This window comes from Telluria sp. ZB2R32, assembly GCF_059685715.1.
On the sequence record NZ_JCASIG010000008.1, the window covers coordinates 227,060 to 249,201 of the forward strand.

The 22,142-nt window shown below is 66.6% G+C and carries 22 protein-coding genes; 13 read left to right on the plus strand and 9 right to left on the minus strand.

What is annotated here, in order from left to right:
- Positions 1–261: 261 nt before the first annotated feature.
- From AC56LG_RS21835 to AC56LG_RS21850, 4 genes are all read left to right on the plus strand, one after another.
- Positions 262–1,713: a DEAD/DEAH box helicase gene (locus AC56LG_RS21835; RefSeq protein WP_497168129.1), complete on the plus strand. Its 1,452-nt coding sequence runs from the start codon at positions 262–264 to the stop codon at positions 1,711–1,713.
- Positions 1,714–1,997: 284 nt separating this feature from the next.
- Positions 1,998–2,981, plus strand: coding sequence for a selenoneine biosynthesis selenosugar synthase SenB (gene senB / locus AC56LG_RS21840; RefSeq protein ID WP_497168130.1), 984 nt, complete (start codon positions 1,998–2,000; stop codon positions 2,979–2,981).
- Positions 2,982–3,007: 26 nt separating this feature from the next.
- Positions 3,008–4,063 (plus strand): selenide, water dikinase SelD, encoded by a 1,056-nt coding sequence (selD, locus tag AC56LG_RS21845; protein WP_497168131.1) that lies wholly within the window; start codon positions 3,008–3,010, stop codon positions 4,061–4,063.
- Positions 4,064–4,241: 178 nt separating this feature from the next.
- Positions 4,242–5,393, plus strand: a complete 1,152-nt coding sequence (locus AC56LG_RS21850; protein ID WP_497168132.1) for a GGDEF domain-containing protein — start codon at positions 4,242–4,244, stop codon at positions 5,391–5,393.
- A 108-nt stretch (positions 5,394–5,501) separates the two neighbouring features.
- On the opposite strand, the gene AC56LG_RS21855 is transcribed toward AC56LG_RS21850, so the two are convergent.
- The 4 genes from AC56LG_RS21855 to egtD form a co-directional block, all read right to left on the minus strand.
- The gene (locus AC56LG_RS21855) at positions 5,502–5,678 is read right to left on the minus strand and encodes a hypothetical protein (protein ID WP_497168133.1); all 177 of its coding nucleotides are present in this window, start codon (positions 5,676–5,678) and stop codon (positions 5,502–5,504) included.
- Positions 5,679–5,796: 118 nt separating this feature from the next.
- A complete protein-coding gene (locus tag AC56LG_RS21860; protein ID WP_497168159.1) occupies positions 5,797–6,705 on the minus strand; it encodes a YihY/virulence factor BrkB family protein in 909 nt (302 codons plus the stop codon).
- A gap of 61 nt (positions 6,706–6,766) precedes the next feature.
- Positions 6,767–7,975, minus strand: coding sequence for an ergothioneine biosynthesis protein EgtB (gene egtB, locus AC56LG_RS21865; RefSeq protein WP_497168134.1), 1,209 nt, complete (start codon positions 7,973–7,975; stop codon positions 6,767–6,769).
- A gap of 7 nt (positions 7,976–7,982) precedes the next feature.
- Positions 7,983–8,996 carry an L-histidine N(alpha)-methyltransferase gene (gene egtD / locus AC56LG_RS21870; RefSeq protein WP_497168135.1) on the minus strand — a complete coding sequence of 338 codons (1,014 nt, stop codon included), beginning with the start codon at positions 8,994–8,996 and terminating at the stop codon, positions 7,983–7,985.
- Positions 8,997–9,155: 159 nt separating this feature from the next.
- Here egtD and AC56LG_RS21875 point away from each other — a divergent pair, with 159 nt between their 5' ends.
- From AC56LG_RS21875 to AC56LG_RS21900, 6 genes are all read left to right on the plus strand, one after another.
- Positions 9,156–10,034 carry a putative selenate ABC transporter substrate-binding protein gene (locus AC56LG_RS21875; protein WP_497168136.1) on the plus strand — a complete coding sequence of 293 codons (879 nt, stop codon included), beginning with the start codon at positions 9,156–9,158 and terminating at the stop codon, positions 10,032–10,034.
- 30 nt (positions 10,035–10,064) lie between these two features.
- On the plus strand, positions 10,065–10,877 hold the full coding sequence (locus AC56LG_RS21880) for a phosphonate ABC transporter ATP-binding protein (RefSeq protein ID WP_497168137.1): 813 nt from the start codon (positions 10,065–10,067) through the stop codon (positions 10,875–10,877).
- Positions 10,878–10,879: 2 nt separating this feature from the next.
- Entirely contained in the window at positions 10,880–11,704 is an 825-nt protein-coding gene (locus AC56LG_RS21885; RefSeq protein ID WP_497168138.1) for a PhnE/PtxC family ABC transporter permease, read from the plus strand.
- Entirely contained in the window at positions 11,701–12,495 is a 795-nt protein-coding gene (phnE, locus tag AC56LG_RS21890; protein ID WP_497168139.1) for a phosphonate ABC transporter, permease protein PhnE, read from the plus strand. The genes AC56LG_RS21885 and phnE overlap by 4 nt, the downstream gene beginning before the upstream one ends.
- Positions 12,496–12,514: 19 nt before the next feature.
- Positions 12,515–13,171 carry an ABC transporter ATP-binding protein gene (locus tag AC56LG_RS21895; protein ID WP_497168140.1) on the plus strand — a complete coding sequence of 219 codons (657 nt, stop codon included), beginning with the start codon at positions 12,515–12,517 and terminating at the stop codon, positions 13,169–13,171.
- 191 nt (positions 13,172–13,362) lie between these two features.
- Entirely contained in the window at positions 13,363–13,650 is a 288-nt protein-coding gene (locus tag AC56LG_RS21900) for a hypothetical protein (protein ID WP_192054864.1), read from the plus strand.
- A gap of 168 nt (positions 13,651–13,818) precedes the next feature.
- Here the strand turns inward: AC56LG_RS21900 and AC56LG_RS21905 are convergent, their stop codons facing one another.
- The 3 genes from AC56LG_RS21905 to AC56LG_RS21915 all read right to left on the minus strand — a co-directional run bounded on the left by AC56LG_RS21905 (position 13,819) and on the right by AC56LG_RS21915 (position 16,882).
- Positions 13,819–14,517, minus strand: a complete 699-nt coding sequence (locus AC56LG_RS21905) for a hypothetical protein (protein WP_497168141.1) — start codon at positions 14,515–14,517, stop codon at positions 13,819–13,821.
- Between the two features lie 71 nt (positions 14,518–14,588).
- Positions 14,589–15,617 carry a Ppx/GppA phosphatase family protein gene (locus AC56LG_RS21910; protein WP_497168142.1) on the minus strand — a complete coding sequence of 343 codons (1,029 nt, stop codon included), beginning with the start codon at positions 15,615–15,617 and terminating at the stop codon, positions 14,589–14,591.
- A 74-nt stretch (positions 15,618–15,691) separates the two neighbouring features.
- Entirely contained in the window at positions 15,692–16,882 is a 1,191-nt protein-coding gene (locus AC56LG_RS21915) for a GGDEF domain-containing protein (protein WP_497168143.1), read from the minus strand.
- 189 nt (positions 16,883–17,071) lie between these two features.
- On the opposite strand from AC56LG_RS21915, the gene AC56LG_RS21920 reads away from it, so the two are divergent.
- The 3 genes from AC56LG_RS21920 (at position 17,072) to AC56LG_RS21930 (ending at position 21,102) form a co-directional block, all read left to right on the plus strand.
- Positions 17,072–17,836 (plus strand): fused MFS/spermidine synthase, encoded by a 765-nt coding sequence (locus AC56LG_RS21920; protein WP_497168144.1) that lies wholly within the window; start codon positions 17,072–17,074, stop codon positions 17,834–17,836.
- 119 nt (positions 17,837–17,955) lie between these two features.
- A complete protein-coding gene (locus AC56LG_RS21925; RefSeq protein ID WP_497168145.1) occupies positions 17,956–20,805 on the plus strand; it encodes a bifunctional diguanylate cyclase/phosphodiesterase in 2,850 nt (949 codons plus the stop codon).
- Between the two features lie 81 nt (positions 20,806–20,886).
- Positions 20,887–21,102, plus strand: coding sequence for a hypothetical protein (locus AC56LG_RS21930; RefSeq protein WP_497168146.1), 216 nt, complete (start codon positions 20,887–20,889; stop codon positions 21,100–21,102).
- A 301-nt stretch (positions 21,103–21,403) separates the two neighbouring features.
- On the opposite strand, the gene AC56LG_RS21935 is transcribed toward AC56LG_RS21930, so the two are convergent.
- Together AC56LG_RS21935 and AC56LG_RS21940 are read right to left on the minus strand one after the other, a co-directional pair.
- A complete protein-coding gene (locus AC56LG_RS21935) occupies positions 21,404–21,775 on the minus strand; it encodes a hypothetical protein (RefSeq protein WP_192054853.1) in 372 nt (123 codons plus the stop codon).
- An 82-nt stretch (positions 21,776–21,857) separates the two neighbouring features.
- Positions 21,858–21,995, minus strand: a complete 138-nt coding sequence (locus AC56LG_RS21940) for a hypothetical protein (protein WP_192054851.1) — start codon at positions 21,993–21,995, stop codon at positions 21,858–21,860.
- Between the last annotated feature and the right edge of the window lie 147 nt (positions 21,996–22,142).

Sequence of the window (22,142 nt, forward strand, 5' to 3'; positions counted from 1 at the left end):
AATAACCCCTCGACACCCTGTCGACGGCATGTACCGCGTACGAAAATAAAACAAGCAGCATCGCAGCCAGGCCTGTCCATCGCGACAGCCTCCCATAAAGCCCTCCCGCCCTGCGTGTCGAACTTTTGACACCGTCCCGGCGCAAAGCTTTTGTGCCGAAATTTCTTTCATTTCTGAGTCATTTCGTTCTGTTGGTTCGCGTTGCTATTTCGCGCTCGTACACATGATGAGCGCTGATCACTACCGAAAGAAAAGCAAACAATGAGTTTTGAAGCACTAGGCCTCCACGCCACGATCGTCAAAGCAGTGACCGAAGCAGGTTACACCGTCCCGACCCCGGTCCAGGCGCAAGCCGTCCCGGCAGCCATCGGCGGGCGCGACCTGCTGGTATCGTCGCAAACCGGTTCCGGCAAGACCGCAGCCTTCATGCTGCCGGCCCTGCACAAGCTGGTCAGCGCCGAAGTCGCGCCGGCACCGGCACGCACCCCTGCGCAAGAAGCGCAGTCGGCCCGTTCGCGTGGCGAGCGCGTCCGTTTCACCGCAGCCAAGCCGAAGATGCTGGTGCTGACCCCGACCCGCGAACTGGCCCTGCAGGTCACGACCGCGACCGAAAAATACGGCAGCTACATGCGCCGCATCCGCGCCGTGTCGATCCTGGGCGGCATGCCTTATCCGAAGCAGATGCAACTGCTGTCGAAAAATCCTGAGATCCTGGTCGCCACCCCAGGCCGCCTGATCGACCACATGGAGTCCGGCAAGATCGACTTCTCGGAACTGCAGATCCTGGTGCTGGACGAAGCGGACCGCATGCTGGACATGGGCTTCATCGACGACATCGAAAAGATCGTCGAAGCGACGCCTGCCACCCGTCAGACCATGCTGTTCTCGGCCACGCTCGACGGTGTCGTCGGTAACATGGCGCGCCGCATCACCAGCGATCCGCTGGTGATCCAGATCGCCAGCAACAGCAACCGCCACGAGAACATCTCGCAGCGCGTGCACTTCGTCGACGACCTGTCGCACAAGAACCGCCTGCTGGACCACCTGCTGCGCGACGAATCGATGGACCAGGCCGTCGTCTTCACCGCTACCAAGCGTGACGCCGACACCATCGCCGACCGCCTGAACATCGCTGGCTTCGCCGCTGCCGCGCTGCACGGCGACATGCACCAGGGCGCCCGCAACCGCACCCTGGACAGCCTGCGCCGCGGCCAGGTGCGCGTGCTGGTGGCCACCGACGTCGCCGCGCGCGGCATCGACGTGCCGACCATCACCCACGTGGTGAACTACGACCTGCCGAAGTTTCCCGAGGACTACGTGCACCGTATCGGCCGTACCGGCCGTGCCGGCCGCAATGGCCTGGCGATCTCGCTGGTGAACCATGCCGAAAACATGAACATCAAGCGGATCGAGCGCTTCACCAAGCAGCTGATCCCGGCAACCGTGGTCGAAGGTTTCGAGCCGAAGCGTTCGGCACCACCGGCACGTAGCGGCGCCCGTCCAGGCGGCTGGAAACCAGGCGACGGCCGCAGCGCCGCCAAGCCGGGCCAGCGCAGCTTCAGCAAACCGGGCGCGCCACGCGAAGGTGGTTACAACTCGGCCCCACGCAGCCCGAGCAGCGGCGCACCCCGCCGCGAAGGCAGCAGCGGCGGCTACCGCGGCAGCAACCCGCGCTCGGCCGACGGCGCCCGCCGCAGCTTCGGCGACAACTGATCGTCCCTGCATGAAGAGAGAACGGCTGCCTCGGCAGCCGTTTTTTTTCGCCTGTTAAACCCTGGGTCAGGTCTGACATTCGGACACGAGCTCTGCTTTGGTCCAGGTCTCAGGCTGTCGAAGCCCGGTGACAGTCATAGGCATTGTTGAGTAAGTGTATGAATGTCAGACCTGACCCCAGGGATTCGCGAGACCTGGCCACAGGGGTTTGCGCACCACCGTGCCAATCGTGCCGCCCACCCGACGTATAATCGCGCTCCCGTCCAGCTTCCTGATTTTTCCCGATGGCCCGCAAGCGCATCCTCATCGTCAGCCCCGCCGCGGCGCGCGACAACAACGGCAATTGGCAGACCGCCAGCCGCTGGGCGCGCTTCCTGCGCGGGCGGCACCGTGTCGACGTCGGCCTCGGCTGGATGGAAGGTGATCCGGCGCCCGACCTGCTGATCGCCCTGCACGCGCGCCGTTCGGCTGTTGCAGTCGCCGCCTTTCGCAGTGCACATCCTGGGCGCCCCATCATGCTGGTCCTGACCGGCACCGACCTGTACCGCGACATCGACACCTCGCAGGAGGCCCGCGCCGCGCTCGACGCGGCCGATGCCCTGGTCGTGCTGCAGGACGCCGGGCCGGCGCGCCTGGCGCCGCACCTGCGCGCGAAAACCCACGTGATCTACCAGTCCTCGCCGGCGCTGCGCCCTGTAAAACCCGCACCCGCCGCGCGCCACGTCGACGTTTGCATGATCGGCCACCTGCGGCTTGAGAAGGACCCGCTGACTTTCATGCGCGCGGCGGCGCTGGTGCAGGATGCGCGCGTACGCCTGCTTCACATCGGCGGTGCGCTCGACCCGGTGCTGCTAGAAGCCGCGCGCGCCACCGAAGCGGCCACGCCGCGCTACCGCTGGCTCGGCCCGCTGCCCCATGCGGAGACGCGCCAGCGCCTGAAACGCTGCCGCGCGATGGTCATCGCCTCGCATATGGAAGGCGGCGCCAACGTGATCATCGAAGCGGTGACCAGCGGCGTGCCGGTGCTGGCGTCGCACATCGAGGGCAACGTCGGCATGCTGGGAGACGACTATGCCGGCTTCTTCGCGCCGGGCGATGCCGCCGCGCTGGCGCGGCTGGTCGAGCGCTGCGCGCAGGACGCCGCCTTCGACGCCCTGCTGCGCCGCCAGTGCGCCGCGCGCGCGCCGCGCTTCGCCCCCGCCACCGAACAAGCAGCGCTGGCCGACTTGGTGGATAATCTGCTGCGCCCGCCGAGCCGGGCAGCCTGAACACTCAATATGGATTGGATACGAACATGAACGCGCCCGCGCAGACCATCAAACTGACTTCCTTCTCGCACGGCGGCGGCTGCGGCTGCAAGATCGCACCCGGCGTGCTCGCCGAAATCCTGAAGAAGTCGAGCGGTTTCCCGGTGCCGCCCCAGCTGATGGTCGGCATCGAGACCGCCGACGACGCCGCCGTCTACAAGCTCAACGACGAGCAGGCCCTGATCGCCACCACCGACTTCTTCATGCCGATCGTCGACGATCCGTTCGACTTCGGCCGCATCGCCGCGACCAACGCCATCTCCGACGTGTATGCGATGGGCGGCACGCCGATCATGGCGCTGGCGCTGGTCGGCATGCCGATCAACAAGCTGCCGCTCGAAACCATCGGCGAAATCATCCGCGGCGGCGAGTCGATGTGCTCCGAAGCCGGCATCCCGATCGCCGGCGGCCACACGATCGATTCGGTCGAGCCGATCTATGGCCTGGTGGTGCTGGGCCTGGTGCATCCGGATCGCGTAAAGCGCAATGCCGACGCCCGTGCCGGCGACGTCCTCATCCTCGGCAAACCGCTGGGCGTGGGCGTGCTCTCGGCCGCGCTGAAAAAAGACCTGCTGGACGCCGACGGTTACGCGGCGATGATCGCCAACACGACCAAACTCAACAAGCCGGGCCAGGCGCTGGCGGCAATGGACGGCGTGCATGCGCTGACCGACGTCACCGGCTTCGGCCTGCTCGGCCACCTGCTGGAACTGGCGCGCGGCGCCGGGCTGACGGCCGAACTCGACATGGCCGACATCCCGCTGCTGCCCGGCGTGCTGCAACTGGCCCAGGACGGCTATTTCACCGGCGCTTCGGGACGCAACTGGGATGCCTACGGCAAGGACGTCGCGCTGGCCGACGCCATCACCTCGGCCCAGCAAGCCCTGCTGACCGACCCGCAAACCTCGGGGGGCCTCCTGGTCTCGTGCGACGCCGCGGTGGCCGATGCCGTGCTGGCGCTGTTCGCACGCGAGGGCTTTGGCGAGGCAAAAGTCATCGGCCGCATGAGCGCCGGCACGCCGCGCGTCGTTGTTGCTGCTTGAGCGAACCGGTACGATCCCGCGCATTAAAATATCACCACGGCAACTAAATAAGTTGCCGTGTCAACATTTTTATTTTGTACCCGCAAAGCCGGCCCTTGTTTTTTCAAGAATTGTCGGTTGTATAATCTGCTGAGCCGGCGCCAGACTGGCCACCAAGCTAACAACACATCCAGAGACAATGCCCACGCAACTGGCCGCTACGGCGGCGCTCGACTCCGACCGGCCACTGCGCTGGACCGCACGCCTGGCCAATACCCTCCTCGGCGACGATAGCCTGCAACGGCGCACCCTGGCGCTGCTGGGCCTGGCGGCTTTGGTCACCACCACCGTGGTCCTGCTGCTGGTCTACGCGGCCAGCATCGGCGTGGCCGACGGGCGCCAGGTGGGCGCCTTGACCGTGCTGTTCTTCACGTTCATTGCCGGTTTTTATGGCGTTATCCGCAGCGGCCTGAACCGGCACTTCGACGATCCTACCCTGTCCATGCCGCAGACCATCATGGCGCAATCGCTGATCGCGGCGGCCTATGCCTTGACCGGCCCCGTGCACGGCGCCACCGTGATCATGCTGGCGCTGGTGATGGTGTTCGGCATGTTCCGCCTGCGTCCCGCCTCCGTGCGCCATGCCTGCATGTATACCGTCACGCTGATGGGCGTCGTGATGTACGCGTGCGCCGCCAACGATCCCTCGCATTACCCGGCGCGCCAGGAGATCTTCAATTTCGTCCTGACCGCGATCGTGATGCTGGCCATCTCCTCGCTGTCGAGCCGGCTATCGGTCATGCGCACGCGCCTGAAAACGCAAAAGATCGCGCTCGAGCAGGCGCTCGCCCACATCAAGGAAATGGCTGCGCGCGACGAACTGACGGGCCTGCCGAACCGGCGCCGCATGATGACCTTGTTGCAGGAACACGCGACACGGTATGCGCGTGGCGGTCCGCGTTTCTATGTCTGCATCATCGACCTCGACCACTTCAAAACCATCAACGACACCTACGGCCATGCCGCCGGCGACGCCGTGCTGCGCGCTTTCGCCGCACAGGCGCAGGTCGTGCTGCGCACCACCGACATGATCGGACGCTGGGGCGGCGAGGAATTCCTGCTGCTGCTACCCGAATCGCCGCCGGGCGAACCGACACTGGCCGTGGCGCGCCTGCGCGACAGCCTGGCCGACATGCCGGCCAGTCAGTCGATGCCTGAGGTGCGCGTGCGCTTTTCGGCCGGTTTCGCCCGCTATGAAGAAGGCGAGCCGATCGACCAGGCGATCGAACGCGCCGACCGCGCCCTGTACGCGGCAAAGTCCGCAGGGCGCAACCGCAGCGTCGTGCTCTGAGCCTTTAAAACGCGTGAAAAACCTCCAGGGCAAGGCGCATCGTCGAAGACAGTACGATAGTACGGCGAGACGAATGCAATGCAGCCATGGAAGGTTTTTTCACACGTTCTAATCGGGGTGGGAAGGCGCCCTGTACTGGGCCGCAGGAGGATGGGCGCCGTGCCGGACGACGGCCGGCTGGCGCAGTTTGTGCAGCTGGCGTGCCAGCAGGACCAGCCCTGCCAGCAACGCGAAAAATGCCAGCATGACCGGCAATTGCAAACCCAGGATAACGCCACTTTCCATGACAGCTCCCGCTCTCGTTGTTTGCCCAGCGTTATGCCGGCGCAAGAACGTACTGTGCCATTGGCTTGCCGTTGCGAAATTGACGTAGAACAAAATGGAAGCCTGGCGGGAAGACTCCTCAAGCCGCGGTCGTCAGCGGCGGATGTGCATCCTGCCTGCCGCGGCCGACGCGTTCGTATTCGGCAATCACCTGGGCCCCGAACAGCAACAGCGTGGCGCCGATCTCGAGGCTGAACATGACGACGATCGCCGTCGTCATCGAGCCGTAGACGACATTCACCTGCGACAGCGTGGAGAAATACCAGACCAGCACATGGCGCGCGATTTCCCACAGCAGCGCCGCCGTCACGCCGCCCACCAGCGCATGCGAGAGCGACAGACGCCCGACCGGCATCACCAGGTAGATCGAGGTCAGCACCAGGATTTCGCCGCCCAGGCCCATCAGGTAGAGCAGCGCCCCGGATACCCCGCCCAGCGACCAGTCAGCGCCGAACAGGTGTACGCTTTCCTTGCCCATCACCTGCAGCGTGCCGGCCACCAGCGTCACCAGCAGCACGCCTGCGCCCAGCGCCAGCATGTAGCAGTACGGCAGCACCGCCGACACCAGGAAATGGCGGCGCCGCACCGCAACGCGGTGGATGAAGATCACGCTCATCGCGTTCTCCAGTACGGTAAAGGCAAACGAGCTGAAGAACAGCATGGTCACGCCCAGTACCCAGGTGATCAGGTCGCGGTTGTCGAGGAAGTTGGCGACCTCGGCCACGATCGAGGGCGACTGTCCCGGCACCAGCAATTCCAGGTAGCGCCGCAGCGTTTCCAGCAATTCGGCCTGGTCGATGAAATGCGAGAGTCCCACCACCACCAGCATCAGGAAAGGCACGATCGAGAGCAGCGCGTAATAGGCGACGGCGCCGGCCAGCAGCAAGCCCTGGTTGGCGCGGAAACCCTTCAACACGCTCAGCGTAAAGGAGAGCGGATGCGTCAGGATGTAGGCGTTGGCGCGCCGGTTGAGGATGCGCACGCGCATGCGGCGCACCCGTAGGCGGCGCAAGCGTAATAAGCTCGAGCCTTTCATCGACTGATGCCCTTCATCGCGCCAGCCTGATGCCAGTAAATTGCCAGCGAGCGTAGGCGGGGAAGAAATTGCGGTAACTCGCGCGCGCATGGCCAGCCGGCGTGGCGCAGGACGAGCCACGCAGCACGTACTGGTTGACCATGAACTTGCCGTTGTATTCGCCGACCGCGCCCGGCGCCGGCGCATAGCCGGGATACGGCGCATAACTGCTGCTGGTCCATTGCCAGCAAGCGCCGAACATCTGGGCCAGGCCAGCTTCGTTGGCCGCCGAGGCCGGATGCAGCCGCCCCGCCTCGATGCCCGCCAGGCGCGCGGCAAACTCCCATTCGGCCTCGGTCGGCAGGCGCGCGCCGGTCCAGCGCGCATAGGCATCGGCTTCGTACAGCGACAGGTGCGTGACCGGACGCGCCGGATCGAGCGGCAACTCGCCGTGCAGGGTGAATTCATGCCAGGCGCCGTCATCCTGGCGGCGCCAGTACAAGGGCGCGCCGAATTCGCCGGCGTGCACCTTATCCCAGCCTTCGGCCAGCCACAGGGCCGGATCGCGGTAGCCGCCGGCCTCGATAAAGGCCAGGTATTCGCCATTCGTCACCAGGCGCGACGCCAGCGCGAACGGCGCGACATAGCTGCGGTGGCGCGGCAACTCGTTATCGAAAGCGAAGCCGCGGCCATCGTGGCCGATCTCGACCAGGCCGCCGTCGAAGTCGAGGAATTCCAGCGGCAGCGGCGGTGCGTCCGGCGCCATCCCCTCGCCGTCGTAGCACGGGGCGATCGGATTCTGCGCCAGCAGGTGCTTGACGTCGGTCAGCATCAACTCCTGGTGCTGCTGCTCGTGCTGCAGGCCCAGCGCGACCAATTCCAGCAGCGCCGGATCGTCGCAGGTCTCCAGCAACTTCGCCATGCGCGCATCGACGTCGCGGCGCCAGGCGCGCACCTCTTCCAACGAGGGCCGGGTCAGCAGGCCGCGCTGCGCGCGCGGGTGTTTCGCGCCGACCCCGTTGTAATACGAGTTGAACAGCACCCGGAAGGCCGGATGGAAGGGCTTGAAACCGGGTTCGTGCGCTTCCAGGATGAACGTTTCGAAAAACCAGGTAGTGTGCGCCAGGTGCCATTTGATCGGACTGGCATCGGGCATCGACTGGGCGCAGCAATCCTCGTTCGACAGCGGCGCGGCCAGTTGCAGCGAACGTCCGCGCACCGCCTGGAATTGATCGCACAACATGGTCGACTCAGGCCATCGCCTGCGCGTGGATGACGGCGAACGGGCAGTCCGCATCGGTCCACACGCGGGTGGCCTCGAACCCGGATTGCTCGAGCAGGCCGATGGCGTCGGCCTGGTGGTACTTGTAGCTGTTCTCGGTATGAATGCGTTCGCCGGCGGCGAAATCGCGGCCGCCACCCGGCCAGCGCACACGCTGTGCGCTCTTCGCTTCCAGGTGCATTTCGACCCTGCCCGCTGCTTCGTGATAAAAGCCGGCGTGGCGCCATTGGCGGATGTCGAAATCGCTGCCGAGCAGGCGGTTCACGTGGCGCAGCACGTTCAGGTTGAAGGCGGCGGTGACGCCGAGCGCGTCGTCGTAGGCGGCGTCGAGGATGGCCTTGTCCTTGGCCAGGTCGATACCGATCAGCAAGGCGCCATCGGCGCCGCAGCTCTTGCGCAGGCGCGTGAGAAAAGCGCGCGCTTCCGCGGGCGAGAAATTGCCGAGCGACGAGCCAGGATAGAAGAACAGGCGCCGCTCGGCGCGCACGTCGTCCGGCAGCGCCAGTCCGCTGGAAAAATCGAGGCCGAGGGCGCGCATGTCGATGTGCGGAAAGCGCAGCCGCAGGCGCGCCAGCGCTTCGCTCACGAACTCGGTCGAGATGTCGACCGCGACATACTGCGCCGGGCGCAGCAGTGGAAACAGCGATGCCGCCTTGGCGCAATTGCCCGCGCCCAGGTCGATCAACGTGCCGTGCACACCGCAGGCGCGGGCGATTTCATGGCCATGGCGCTCGAAGATGCCGGCTTCGGTGCGGGTCGGGTAATACTCGGGCAACTCGCAGATCGCCTCGAACAGTTTCGAGCCGAGCGCGTCGTAGAGGAATTTCGGCGAGATCGTGGCCTGGCGTGCGCCCAGGCCATCGGCCAGCTCCGCGGTCAGGTGCGCACCGGCGTGCTCGTTCAGGTGCTCATTTGCGTTGGCATCAGCGGCCGCTGCAATCCCGGCTGTCGCAGGCCGCTCTGTCGTGCATGTCGTCAGCATAAGGTTTATCATTCGTGCCGCCGGAGCGCCGGATGCGCGCCTGCTAGGGAAGATGTTGCTGTTTTTGCTATCATAGCGGATCCCGGAATTCTTCCGCGCCCGCGTGCTGCTCAAGCGTGCTCGCCGTCGTTTCCATTCACCTACAATAAGAAAGTCCCCATGTCCCCAATCTCCGCCTTGAAGTCGCTGCTCGCCGCGTCCGTTACCGCCACCCTGTTGTTCGCCGCCGGCGGCGCCGGCGCCCAGAATACCCCGGGCGTGCTGCGCGTGTCGGCCATTCCCGACGAAGCGCCGACCGAACTGCAGCGCAAGTTCAAGCCGCTGGGCGACTACCTCGCCAAGGCGACCGGCCTGAAGGTCGAGTTCACCCCGGTGACCGACTACGCCGCCTCGGTCGAAGGCTTGATCAACCACAAGCTCGACATGGTCTGGTTCGGCGGCTTCACCTTCGTGCAAGCCAACGTGCGCAGCAAGGGGCAAGTTGTGCCGCTGGTACAGCGCGCCGAGGACGAAAAGTTCCGCTCGGTGTTCATCACGACGCAACCGGGCATCAACAATCTCGGCGACCTGAAGGGCAAGACGCTTTCCTTCGGTTCGGAATCGTCGACCTCGGGCCACCTGATGCCGCGCTCGTTCCTGCTGGGCGCGAAGATCAACCCCGACACCGACCTGAAGCGTATCGCCTTCTCGGGCGCGCATGACGCCACCGTCGCGGCCGTTGCCGGCGGCAAGGTCGATGCCGGCGCCCTGAACATCTCGGTCTGGGAAAAGCTGGTCGAGTCCAACAAGGTCGACCCGAAAACCGTGCGCGTGTTCTACACCACGCCGGGCTACTACGACTACAACTGGTCCGTGCACAGCAGCATGGCGCCGGCCCTGCAAAAGAAGATCCGCGATGCCTTCCTGGCGCTCGACGCATCGACCCCGCAGGGCAAGGAAATCCTCGACCTGCAGCGCGCGACGAAATTCGTGCCGACCAAGGTCGAGAACTACAAGGCGATCGAAGCGGCGGCGCGCAATGCCGGCCTGCTGAAATAAGACTGCCATGATCAGACTCTGAATACGGCCATGAGTTTCAAGCTCGACAAACTGACGGTACGCCACCTGACCGGCAGCAAGGCCGCGGCACTGCACGAACTCGACCTGGTCGTGCAGCAAGGCGAGCAGCTGGCGCTGATCGGCCCCTCGGGCGCCGGCAAGACCACCTTGCTGTCGACGCTGGCCTGCGCGCACCGGCCGGCCGGCGGCGGTTTGTCTGTATTCGGGCTCGATCCATGGGCGCTGCCGCAAAAAACGCGGCATGCCTTGCGGTCGCGCCTGTTCCTGGCGCCGCAGACGCCGCCGCTGCCGCCGCGCCAGCGCGTCGTCACCGCCGTGCTGGCGGCACGCTTGCCGCACTGGAGCCTGGGCCGTGCCCTGCGTTCGCTGTTCAAACCGGTCGATCCGGACGCCGCGTTCGAGGCGCTCACCCGCTTCGGCCTCGGCGACAAGCTGTATGCGCGTGTCGACCGCCTTTCGGGTGGCGAGCGCCAGCGCTGCAGCCTGGCGCGCCTGCTGCTCTCGCAGGCCGAAGCCTTCCTGGTCGACGAACCGATCTCCGCGCTCGACCCGGCGCTGGCGCGCATCACGCTGGCCACGCTGCAGCAGGAAGCGGCCACGCGCAACGCCACCCTGGTGTGCAGCCTGCACCAGGTCGAGATGGCGCGCGCGCACTTCAGCCGCATCGTCGGCTTGGCGCGCGGCCGCATCGTCTTCGACCTGCCGCGCGAGCGCGTGACCGACGAGATGATCGCCGCGCTCTACGAAAACGAGACCATCGCGCCCCATCCGCACGAACTCCACGAATCGCCGGCGCGCATCGCGGTCGGCGCCTGTTTCTGACCATGGCGGTCGCTCTGCATCCGGACCCGGCCTGGCGCGGCCGCCTGCTGGCCTGCGCCGTCGCCCTTGCCTTGCTATGGCCGGCCCTGGTCTACAGCGAATTCAAGCCCTGGCTGCTGTTCGACCTGCAAAGCCTGGCCGCGGCCGGCGGCTTCCTGTCCGACTTCCTGCGTCCGGCGCACTCGCTCGAATTTTTGGCGATGGTGCTGCGCGAGACCTGGATCACGGTCGCCATCGCCACCGCCGGCCTGGCGCTGGCCCTGCTCGGTGCGATTCCCGCCACGCTGCTGGTCAGCGAGCGGCTGTCGATCTCGCGCCTGGGCACCGGCCGCGTGCGCTGGCCGGCGGCGCTGCTGCGCCAGGGCGTGCGCTGGGTGCTGGTGCTGCTGCGCAGCGTGCCGGAACTGGTGTGGGCGCTGCTGTTCGTGCGCGTGGTCGGACTGGGCCCGACGGCCGGCGTGCTGGCCATCGCCCTCACCTATTGCGGCATGCTGGCCAAGGTGTATGCCGAGATCCTCGAGTCGAGCGATTTCCACGCAACCGATTCGCTGCTCGCCAACGGCGCCGGGCGCCTGCCGGCCCTGCTGTACGGCGCCCTGCCCGACGCCGCCGCCGAACTGGTCTCGTACACCATCTACCGCTGGGAGTGCGCCATCCGCGGCTCGGCCATCATGGGCTTCGTCGGCGCCGGCGGCCTGGGCCAGCGCATGGACGAATCGACCAGGATGATGGCCGGCGGCGAAGTGGCCACCATGCTCCTGATGTTCGTGCTGCTGGTGGCGGCGGCCGACCTGGTGTCGACGCTGCTGCGCAGGAGGCTCGGATGAACAAACCGACCTTGCCTCCCCCGCCGCCGCGTTCCTGGAGCACGCCGCTGCTGGTGCTTGCACTGGTGGCGCTGGTGGTGGCCAGCTTCGCCACGCTGCGCCTCGACCTGGCCGCCTTTTTCACGCCCGAGGCGGTCGGCACCACGCTCGAATTCCTGGAAGGCTTCGCGCCGCCGGAAACCGCCACGCCCTTCCTGCTCAAGACCCTGAACGCCGCCCTCGAGACGCTGTCGATGTCGGCCCTCGGCACCCTGCTGGCGGTGATCGCCGGCCTGGTGCTGGCGCTGCCGGCGGCGGGCCGTTGGGGCATGGCGGCGCGCGCCGCCGTGCGCATGCTGCTCAACGTCTTGCGTTCGATCCCGGAACTGGTGTGGGCGGCCTTGCTGCTGGTGGCCGCCGGCCTCGGTCCCTTCGCCGGCACGCTGGCGCTGGCGGCGCATACCGCCGGCGTGCTGGGGCGCCTGTTCGCCGACGCGCTGGAAAACGCCGAACCGGCACCGGAAGCGGCGCTGCGCACCAACGGCGCGCCGGCGCTGTCCGCCTTTTTCTATGCGACGCTGCCGCAAACGCTGCCGCAGATGCTCTCGTACACCCTGTATCGCTGGGAGAACAATATCCGCGCCGCGGCCGTGCTGGGCGTGGTCGGCGCCGGCGGCCTGGGCCAGATGCTGAAATACCACCTGTCGCTGTTTCAGATGCAAAGCGCCGCCACCGTGGTGCTGGCGATGCTGCTGCTGGTCGCCCTGGTCGATGCGATCAGCTTCGCGCTGCGGCGCGCCCTTACGAGGTAATCGAATACAAGGTCATCGGATGCTCGAACTGTCGAAGCTCACCAAGAATTATGGCGGACGCGCCGTCCTCTCCAGCCTGTCGCACCGCTTCGCCTCCGGCGTGTTCGTCGCCATCATGGGCGAATCCGGGGTCGGCAAATCGACCCTGCTGAACCTGATTGCGGGGCTCGACGCCGCCGACAGCGGCGAAGTGATCGTCGACGGCACGCCGATGGCGGCGCTCGACGACGATGCCGCCACGCGCCTGCGGCGCACGCGCATGGGTTTCATCTTCCAGGCCTTCCATGTGCTGCCGCACCTGACGCTGCAGCAGAACGTGGCGCTGCCGCTGCTGCTGAACCGCGATCGTTCCGGCGCCAACGCGGCGCGCGCCGAAGAGATGCTGGCGGCGGTCGGCCTGGCCGGGCGCGGCGCCGATTTTCCGCGTCAACTCTCGGGCGGCGAACTGCAGCGCGTGGCGATCGCGCGCGCCCTGGTGCACAAGCCGGCGCTGCTGCTGGCCGACGAGCCGACCGGCAACCTCGACCCGGAAACGGCCGGCGGCATCCTGCGCCTGCTGCGCGCGGAAATTCGCGCCAACGGCGCCGGCACCATCATGGTCACGCACTCGCATGCCGCGGCCGAGATGGCCGACGAGGTCTTGCTGCTCACGCGCGAAGGCTTGCGCCCGGCGTGAATTAAGGTGAATTCCGCGAGGAAATAACCACGTTGAATGGTGTTACCGACGTATTGACAGATGAACAGTGCGGCCCCTGTCGTACAGGCGTAGTAATATCACAACGACCCGACAGCATAAGTAATCAAGATCCCGGGCGTATCCAGAACGGTCCTGTCCCCTCAACCAAAGTACGCTTTTTGGAGGAGTACATGAACGTACGCCAAAAAAAACAGGAAATGCTGGCTGCCATGCACCGCGCCCGCGCCCTCGAACCATCGAGTTTCGTGCCGAACAAATTGCTCGACACCTTGATCGAAAAGCTGCATCTCAAGAATGATGCGGAACTGTGCCGCGTGCTGGAAGTGCAGCCGCCGATCATCAGCAAGATCCGCCACCGCAAGCTGAACGTGGGGGCGACGATCCTGCTGCGCATGCACGAGAAATCGAATATTCCGATCCGCGAATTGAAGGAGCTCACTTCGGCCGCGCTGCATTAACCGGCGGGGGTTCGTAGGGTGGGCTCCGCCCACGCGTGACGCCTGCATCGTGTTGGCCGTGTCTTTCTTAAAGCGCAGCCAACACGGTGCACCGTTCACGCGTGGGCGGAGCCCACCCTACCTGTTCTGCCAACACGATGCACCGTTCACGCGTGGGCGGAGCCCACCCTACGCGCTCGGCGGGCGCCCCGTCTTCAACTGCGGCAAACTGTCGAGCACCTGGCGCAGCGTCGCGATGTCGAGGCGGCCGACCAGCGCCACGCCGATGCGCAGCAGTTCGCTCTTCTTGATCTCGAAGCCAGCCTTCAGGCAAGCCTGCTTCACCTCCGCCAGCACCGCATACTCGCCGTCCGGCATGGTGAAGCTGTCGCGCACCAGGGTCGGGCGCGCGCCTTCGGCCGCTGCCGCTTCGCCGGCGCGGGTGCGGCCCGCCGCCGGCGATTCCTTGCCCGCCTTGACGAGTGCCTTGGCCGCATTCCTGACGCCGAGCGCCGGGGTCTTCGCCGCCGTGCGCACGGCCGGCCTGGCCGCTTTCGGCGCGGCCTTCGGCGCTGATTTCGTGGCGGCCTTTGTAGCGACAGCGGTCGCTTTCGCCGCGCTCTTCACGGGCGGCTTCACCGCCGCTTTCGCCGCGGGTTTGGTCGCAGCCTTGACGGCGGCCGCTTTCGTGGCCCCGGCGACGGCCTTTGCAGGCGCCTTGGCCGGAGCCTTGGCAACAGCGGCCTTCACAGGCGCGGCGCGGGTGGTTTTGGCGGGTGTCGGGGTGGTGCGGGTTGCCTTGGAGGGTGCGGGGACTGCTTTTGCGCGCGCCGGCGCGGCCGCCGGCGCACTCCTGGCGGGCGCCGTTTTTTTGCTGGTTTTAGTCACTGAGGGGATTCCACTGCTTAACAAGGTAAACAATATAGTCGATCAGGCGGATTCCCGTAAGGGGCGCATTCCTACCGTGCGCCCGTCGAGCGTGTGCAAGAATCGTCAGGGCAAGGCGCATCGTCGAAGACAGTACGTGAGTACGGCAAGACGCTGCAACGCCGCCATGGCGATTTTTGCACACGCTCGTAAAGATCGCGGATGACGCCGGCGCGCAGGCCCGCCTGCACCGGCACCAGCTCGTCGATGCCGAGCTCCTCGACCAGCGCCAGCAGCAGCGCGAGGCCGCCGGCCATCTGCGCCGCGCGCACCGGCTGGTGCGACAGGGCGGCGATCTGCATGAAACCGCCCTCCTCGACCAGTGCGTGGCGCAAGGCGCGCAGGTCCGCCGCGCTGGCGCCACGCGCGCTGGCGGCATCGGCGCCGGACAGTTCGAACAGCGCGCGCACCGTGCCCGAGGCGCCGTAGGCGCGGCGCCAGCCGAGGGCGCCGGCCAGCACGCCGGCGTCGGCGAAGCGGCTGCGCGAGGATGCCAGCGCGGCTTCGAAGGCGGCCGGCGAGATCCCGTCGCGAAAAAAGGCCAGGCCCTGGCGCAGCGCGCCCACGCCGAAAGACTGCACCAGCTCGACCTCGTCGCCGTGCCCGACCACGACCTCGGTCGAGCCGCTGCCGACGTCGAGCACCAGGCGCCGCTCCAGTCCTGGCGGCAGCGCGCCGGCCACGCCGAGGTAGACCAGGCGTCCCTCCTCTTCCGCCCCGAGCACCTCGACCGGGTGCCCGAGCGCGCTATGCGCCGCCGGCAAGAATGCCGGCGCATTGCAGGCCACGCGCAGCGCGGCGGTCGCCACCACGCGCACCGCGCTGACCTCCCACTGCGCCAGGGCGAGGCGAAACTTGCGCAGGCAGGCCAGCGCGTGGCTCATCGTGGGCGCATCGAGGCAGCCGTCGGCGCCGATGCCCGCGCCCAGGCGGATCGGCTCGTTCAGGGTGGCGGCGACAAGCAGCGCGCCGCGCTCCCAGCTGGCCACGTGCAGACGAAAACTGTCGGACCCGAGTTCGACGGCGGCGAACAGGGGAGCAGCAGGTAGTGGAGATGGCATGCGTTCGCCCCGGTTGACAGACAAGGCAGTGTGCACCGGGTTTGTGACCGCCCGATGACGGGGCGGCCGGGCGCTCAGGCTTCCGGGATGGTGTCGCGCGGCGCCTGGCGAATCGCATTGCGCCCGTCCGCCTTGGCCGCGCGCATGGCCGTGCCGGCGCGGCCGAACAGGGTGACGTTGCTGTCGTCGGGGCGGATCGTGGTCACGCCGAAGCTGGCCGTCATCGAGATCATGGCGCGCTCGGTCTTCACCGGGGTGGAGGCGATCGCCGCGCGCATGCGTTCGGCCACCAGCATGGCCTCGTCCAGGCCGGTACGCGGCAGCAGCAGGGCGAATTCGCCGCCGACCAGGCGCCCCAGCAAGTCGCTGTCGCGCAGCTGGCGCTTGCACAGGTCGGCCACGTGGCGCAGCACGACGTCGCCGACCGGGTGGCCATAGCCGTCGTTGACGCGCTTGAAGCTGTCGAGGTCGAGCACGACCAGCGCGGTCGGCGCTCCCGGGCGGCGTGCCAGCGCCATCCACGGCGCCAGCGCATTGAAAAAGCCGCGCCGGTTCGGCGCCTCGGTCACCAGGTCGAGCGTTTCCAGGCGCGCCAGGTCGCCCTGCAGGCGCTCGCGCCCCAGCAGCAGGCAACCGAAGCCGGTCACCAGCATCAGCACATAGAACGCGATGGTCGACAGCTGGCGCAGCAGGTCGTGCGAGAGCCAGCGCCAGCCGTCGGGCATGACCAGCACCAGGATGCCGCGCGCGGCCACCACCAGCGCCAGGACCGCGCACACGAGCGCCAGCGCGCGCTGCAGCATCGAGGCCGTGCGCCAGCCATGCGCCAGCGCCGCCGCCCCGAACAGGTAAAAGGCGCCGAGGATCAGGGCCGCGGCCAGCGTGCGCAGGCCGAGCGGGTCGATCCAGTAGGCCGCCAGGAAGACGACGACGGCGCCGATCGCGGCCGGCACGGTGGCGCGCACCAGGCGGCGCCGGTGCGCAGTCTCCCACAGGGCCGCCGATTCGAGCGCGACGCCGGCGATCAGCAGCGCCCAGCCGGCGGGCAGCGCCAGCGGCTCGGGCACCACGCGCGCGCCGCCGAGCGCGAGCAGGATCCAGGCTGCCGCCTGCACCTGTTTCGACAGGCCCCAGCTGGCCAGCGCCGGCGCGCGCACGTTGCCGTAATCGTAAAAGAACAGCACGCTGCACAGCACCAGGTTGCCCAGCGCGAGCACCAGCACCATCGTGGCCGAATCCATCGTCAACATGGCGCCGTTCAGCATGCCCCCTCCAGGGTGACGCGTGCTGGGCAATGGAAGACGAATTGAACGGGGAAAGAATGATCGGGAATCATGTGTTGCTCCGGTGGCGGCAAGGGTCAGCTTAGCAGAATTTCATGCCTGCAAACAAGACGCTGCCCGTGCACTGCGCGGCGCGGCGTCCGGCCGCTGTTCTCTTCTATACTGGCGCCCATGCCTGACCTTCCCCAGCCGATCGAGCCTCCGCCCTGCTCCCTGCCGCGCGTACGCACCCAGGGCAACCGGCGCACGCTCGAATTCGAAGGCGGCGACATCCAGAGCGAAATGCTGCTCTCGCACCCGGATGCGCTGGTGCTCGACTATGCGCGCGCGATGATGTGCTTCGCCCTGTTCGTGCCGCGTCCGCGCCATATCCTGATGGTGGGCCTGGGCGGCGGCTCGCTGGTCAAGTTCTGCCACCGTCATTTTGCGCGCACCCGCATCACGGTGCTCGAAATCAGCGCCGAAGTAATCGCACTGCGCGAGGCGTTCCGGGTGCCGCCCGACGATGCGCGCCTGCGCGTCGTGCACGCCGATGCCGTCGGGTTCATCCGCACCGCGCCTGGCCGCTTCGACGTGATCCTGGTCGACGGCTTCGACGCCGCCGGCATGCCGGCCGCCCTCGGCAGCGCCGCCTTTTACGGCGATTGCCGGCGCGCGCTGGTCGACGGCGGCGTGCTGGTGGCGAACGTGCTCGGCTACGACCCGGCCCACGACGCCATCGTGGAACGCATCGGCACCGCCTTCCGCGGGCAGGTTTGCGAATTTCCCGGCATTGCCGGCAACAACCACCTGCTGTTCGCCCGGTGCTGCGAGGGCGCAGGCCTCGGGCGGCGCTCCCCGCGCCGGCGCGGCCTCGGCTTTCCCTTCCTGAACCGGTTGGTGGCGCGGGCCGTGGTTGCCTGGCTGGAACGACGACCAATCCGGCATCCTGTCTGATCCCGGCGACACCTGTCGCACCAACCGCGCCACGATAGGGATTTGTTTGCGAAAACCGCCCGACCTATGACACACTCCATGGCTTTGGTGCTTTCCGGCAAATAATTTTGGGAACAGTCATGTTGCGTCGCCTGCCGTTTTCTCTCACCCGCGCGGCGGCCCTTACGCTCGCGGCCGGCTTGGCCGCTTCGAGCGCCCTGTTCGTGGGCGTGAGCCAGCTCGAATACGAGAACCTGGCGCTGTCGTTCAACCAGCGCGCCGAACAGCGCGTCGCCACCGTCGGCCAGGGATTGCATGACGCGGTCGAAGTCGTCACCGTCACCAACCAGCTGTTCGCCCTCGGCGCGCCGGTCACGCGCGCCCAGTTCCACGATTTCACGGCGCCGCTGCTGCTGCGCCACCCGTTCATCAAGGCCTTCAATTACCACCGCATCGTGCCCGACAGCGAGCGCGCCGCGGCCGAAGCCGAGCTGCAGCGCGTCCTGCCCGGCACCGTCATCACCGAGGATGGCCACGGCAAGCGCATGCCGGCCGCGCGCCGCCCCAGCTACAGCATCGTCGACTACCTGGTACCGATGGCCGGCAACGAAGCCGCCTTCGGTTTCGACGCCGCGACCCGCCCGCAGATCAACGCGGCGCTGTCGCGCGCCCATGCCGACAGGCGCGCCGCCGCTACGCCGCTGTTCCCCCTGGTGCAGGATGCCAATCCGCGCCCGAGCTTCCAGGTCATCCTGCCGGTCTACGATGCCAAGGGGCACCTCGCCGGCGACACCGCCGTCGTGGTGCGCGCCGAGGAGCTGGTGAGCATGGCGCTGGCCGCGGCCGGCCTGCTCGACGATGGCCAGATCGTGATGTCGGTGTATGCCGGCGCGCGCCCGGACCCGGCGGACATGGTGTTCACCACGGGCGCCGGCGGCGTCCAGCGGCAGCCTGCACCGCTGGGGGACTGGATCGCTCCCGAATACGCGACCCATCTGGTACGCACGCTCGACGTGGCCGGGCGCCCCTGGCTGGTGGAAGTGGGCATGAAGCCGCGCCCGTTCGCGGCCGACCACCTGGCTTCGCTGGCGATGCTCGCCGGCGGCATCCTGCTCAGCCTGATGACGGCGGCCTGGGTGCAAGCCTCGGGCGCCAGGGCCCGCCGCGTGCAGCAGCTGGTACGCAAGCGTACCGCCGACCTCAAGCGCACCAACCGGCGCCTGGTCGACGACATGGTCGCGCGCGAGCGCACCGAAAAGGCCTTGCAGCAAAGCGAGCAGCGTTTCCGCCAGCTGGTGTCGATGTCCTCGGACTGGTACTGGGAGCAGGACAACCAGTTCCGCTTCACGATGGTCACCGGCGGCTTTACCGAAAAGGCCGGCGTGTCGGTCGAGCACGTGCTGGGCAAGCGGCGCTGGGAATACCTGGCGGCCCTGAATGACACCGAATCCGGCCGCGCCCACATCGAACTGGTGCTGGCCTGCCAGCCGTTCGCCGACTTCGAATACCAGGTACTCGACGACAATGGCCAGGCGCGCTGGTTCCTGGTCAACGGCCAGCCCGTGTTCGACGAGCTCGGCCAGTTCACCGGCTACCGCGGCACCGGCAGCGACATCACCGAACGCAAGCTCACCGAGCAGCGCGTGCACCACGTGGCCCAGCACGATGCGCTGACCGGCCTGCCGAACCGTTCGCTGCTACAGGACCGCCTGGGCCAGGCCGTGGCCTACACCAGCCGTAGCAACAATCCGGTATGGGTCATGCTGATCGACCTCGACCGCTTCAAGTTCGTCAACGACAGCATGGGCCACAAGGCCGGCGACGTGCTGCTGATGACGGTGGCGGCGCGCCTGCGCTCGTCGCTGCGCGACGCCGACACGGTGGCGCGCCTGTCGGGCGACGAATTCGTCGTCATCGTTTCCGAACGCGGCGACCAGCAACTCACGCCCGCCATCGTGCAGCGCGTGATGAACGCGGTGGCGCAGCCGGTCATGCTCGGCACCAAGGAATTCTTCGTCACCTGCAGCATCGGGGTGGCTGTGTATCCGAGCGAGAGCACCGACCCGGATACGCTGATCGAACACGCCGACATCGCCATGTACCGCGCCAAGAAACTCGGCCGCAACAACTTCCAGTTCTATACGCCGGCGATGAACGAGGAATCGCTCGAGCGCGTGCGCATCGAAAGCGCGCTGCGCAACGCCGTCGAGCGCGACGAATTCGTGCTGTACTACCAGCCCCAGCTCGACATGAAGACCGGCAAGGTGTGCGGCATGGAAGCCTTGATCCGCTGGCAGCATCCGGAACTGGGCACGGTGCCTCCCAACCGCTTCATCGGTATCGCCGAGGAAACCGGCATGATCGTGCAGATCGGCGCCTGGGTGCTGCGCACCGCTTGCGCCCAGAACAAGGCCTGGCAGGATGCCGGCTTCGACAAATTGCGCGTGGCCGTCAACCTGTCGGCGCGCCAGTTCGGCGCCGCCGACCTGATCGACAACCTGGCGGCGGTGCTGGCGGATACCGGGCTGGAGCCGAAATACCTGGAAATCGAACTCACCGAAAGCCTGTTCATGAGCGACATCACGCCGGCGGTGGAACTGCTGCACCGCATGAAGGCGCTGGGCGTGAACCTGTCGATCGACGACTTCGGCACCGGCTACTCGAGCCTGTCCTACCTGTCGCGCTTCCCGATCGACGTGCTGAAGATCGACCGCAGCTTTGTCGCCGACATCACGCGCGACGCCAACGACGAAGCGATCGTCACCTCGATCATCGCGCTGGCGCACAACCTCAAATTGGCGGTGATCGCCGAGGGCGTGGAAACGGGCGAACAGCTCGACTACCTGCGCCGCCATGGCTGCGACGAAATGCAGGGCTATTACTTCAGCAAACCGCTGCCGGCCCACGAATTCGAGCAGTTACTGATCGAAGGGCGCGGCCTGAAGGCGGAGGAAATCAGCGCCCCCGAAACGGATGCCATGCATATTTGAAGGATTATTCCTACAAGAATATGGCATTTCGCATATCATTGCTCTACAATAGTTGTGTCTCTATTGCAATTTTCAGGAACAATGATGGAAGAGTTACAGACGCGCCGCCCAGAGCAGGCGGCGCAAACGCGCGTGGTGCGCACCGATCTGCGCACGCGCGACCTGGTCAATCAGGCGGTGGCATCGGTCCCCACGCTCGGCCTGCAGCGTGCAGCCGAGTTTCTTGCGGCGATGAACGTGCCGGCGGAGATTGCGGTGCGGACGCTGGTGTATCCACAGCGCCGCCGGCGCAATTGAGATGGGATGCAGGGTGGGCATGCCCACCCTTACGTGCGTCTCTCGCATACGCGACGCTGACCGCTGGGAGATGCACACGTAACACGCAGGCATGCCTTTCGTGGCCCGGCCCACCCTACGAGGTTGTAAAAAAATCGCCATGGCGGCGTTGCGCCGCCTTGCCGTACCCACGTACTGTCTTCGGCGGCGCGCCGGGCGGCCGTATCCCTTGCCCTGACGATTTTTTCACAACCTCTATGGTGCACTGCCGCCAACACGAACCTCATCGTTGGCGGTTATTTAACGACGCGCTTCGAAAAATTTACTTCTTCGGTTCCTGCGCCTGAATATCGGCCAGCGACTCCAACCCGCGCGGCGTGACGTCGAAACCGCCATCCTCGCGCGGCGCGATGTGCGATTTGCGGACCAGGAACTGCGCCACGTCGCCGGCCACCGTTGCCGCCGGGTCTCCTGACAGGCTCGTCAACGCTTCGACGCAGGCGCGCAGGAACAGTACCTGCTGCCCTTTTTCCGTCAGGTCGACACGGCCGTCGCGCGCATAGGCGATCATCTTCAGGCCGGCCAGGCGCTTGGCGTTGCGGCCGACGCAGGCGTTGACCCGGTCGGTGCGCGCGCCACGGCGGATGAACTCGAGGGCATTGTATTCGTCGGTGGTCAGTTTTTCGTTCTTCATTGCGGCTCATTCAGTCTGCTGGGCCGCCATGGTAACCGCGACAGCGCGCCACGGCAACCAACCAAGCCTTGGGAGCAGAGGCTCAGCGCAGCGTGCGCAGGGCAATCCAGACCAGGCCGGCGCCGATGATGGCGCCGACAGCGAGTACGCCCTGGAAGCGGCGCGATGCGAAGCCGGTGCTCCGGCCCAGGTAAATCTTGTTATGCAGCGAGTTGCCCATCTGTTTCTCCGTCGTGTTCAGTCGAAATCCGTGAATGAATATTATAAAAAAACTCACACAAACGGAACGTTCGGCACCGAACATATTTGTAACTTTATGTGTGATTCAGCAAGACCGCCACACTGTCGTATTGCGCGCCGTTGGGAT

Bases quoted from the DNA above. Each gene is read 5' to 3' on its own strand.
- AC56LG_RS21885 (WP_497168138.1), top strand. From the start codon at position 10,880: ATGGCGGTCGCTCTGCATCCGGACCCGGCCTGGCGCGGCCGCCTGCTG.
- AC56LG_RS21910 (WP_497168142.1), bottom strand. From the start codon at position 15,617: ATGCCATCTCCACTACCTGCTGCTCCCCTGTTCGCCGCCGTCGAACTC.
- AC56LG_RS21940 (WP_192054851.1), bottom strand. From the start codon at position 21,995: ATGGGCAACTCGCTGCATAACAAGATTTACCTGGGCCGGAGCACCGGC.
- AC56LG_RS21855 (WP_497168133.1), bottom strand. From the start codon at position 5,678: ATGGAAAGTGGCGTTATCCTGGGTTTGCAATTGCCGGTCATGCTGGCA.
- egtD (WP_497168135.1), bottom strand. From the start codon at position 8,996: ATGCTGACGACATGCACGACAGAGCGGCCTGCGACAGCCGGGATTGCA.
- selD (WP_497168131.1), top strand. From the start codon at position 3,008: ATGAACGCGCCCGCGCAGACCATCAAACTGACTTCCTTCTCGCACGGC.
- AC56LG_RS21895 (WP_497168140.1), top strand. From the start codon at position 12,515: ATGCTCGAACTGTCGAAGCTCACCAAGAATTATGGCGGACGCGCCGTC.
- AC56LG_RS21880 (WP_497168137.1), top strand. From the start codon at position 10,065: ATGAGTTTCAAGCTCGACAAACTGACGGTACGCCACCTGACCGGCAGC.
- phnE (WP_497168139.1), top strand. From the start codon at position 11,701: ATGAACAAACCGACCTTGCCTCCCCCGCCGCCGCGTTCCTGGAGCACG.
- AC56LG_RS21875 (WP_497168136.1), top strand. From the start codon at position 9,156: ATGTCCCCAATCTCCGCCTTGAAGTCGCTGCTCGCCGCGTCCGTTACC.
- egtB (WP_497168134.1), bottom strand. From the start codon at position 7,975: ATGTTGTGCGATCAATTCCAGGCGGTGCGCGGACGTTCGCTGCAACTG.
- AC56LG_RS21850 (WP_497168132.1), top strand. From the start codon at position 4,242: ATGCCCACGCAACTGGCCGCTACGGCGGCGCTCGACTCCGACCGGCCA.
- AC56LG_RS21835 (WP_497168129.1), top strand. From the start codon at position 262: ATGAGTTTTGAAGCACTAGGCCTCCACGCCACGATCGTCAAAGCAGTG.
- AC56LG_RS21935 (WP_192054853.1), bottom strand. From the start codon at position 21,775: ATGAAGAACGAAAAACTGACCACCGACGAATACAATGCCCTCGAGTTC.
- AC56LG_RS21925 (WP_497168145.1), top strand. From the start codon at position 17,956: ATGTTGCGTCGCCTGCCGTTTTCTCTCACCCGCGCGGCGGCCCTTACG.
- AC56LG_RS21915 (WP_497168143.1), bottom strand. From the start codon at position 16,882: ATGCTGAACGGCGCCATGTTGACGATGGATTCGGCCACGATGGTGCTG.
- senB (WP_497168130.1), top strand. From the start codon at position 1,998: ATGGCCCGCAAGCGCATCCTCATCGTCAGCCCCGCCGCGGCGCGCGAC.
- AC56LG_RS21860 (WP_497168159.1), bottom strand. From the start codon at position 6,705: ATGCGCGTGCGCATCCTCAACCGGCGCGCCAACGCCTACATCCTGACG.
- AC56LG_RS21920 (WP_497168144.1), top strand. From the start codon at position 17,072: ATGCCTGACCTTCCCCAGCCGATCGAGCCTCCGCCCTGCTCCCTGCCG.
- AC56LG_RS21900 (WP_192054864.1), top strand. From the start codon at position 13,363: ATGAACGTACGCCAAAAAAAACAGGAAATGCTGGCTGCCATGCACCGC.
- AC56LG_RS21930 (WP_497168146.1), top strand. From the start codon at position 20,887: ATGATGGAAGAGTTACAGACGCGCCGCCCAGAGCAGGCGGCGCAAACG.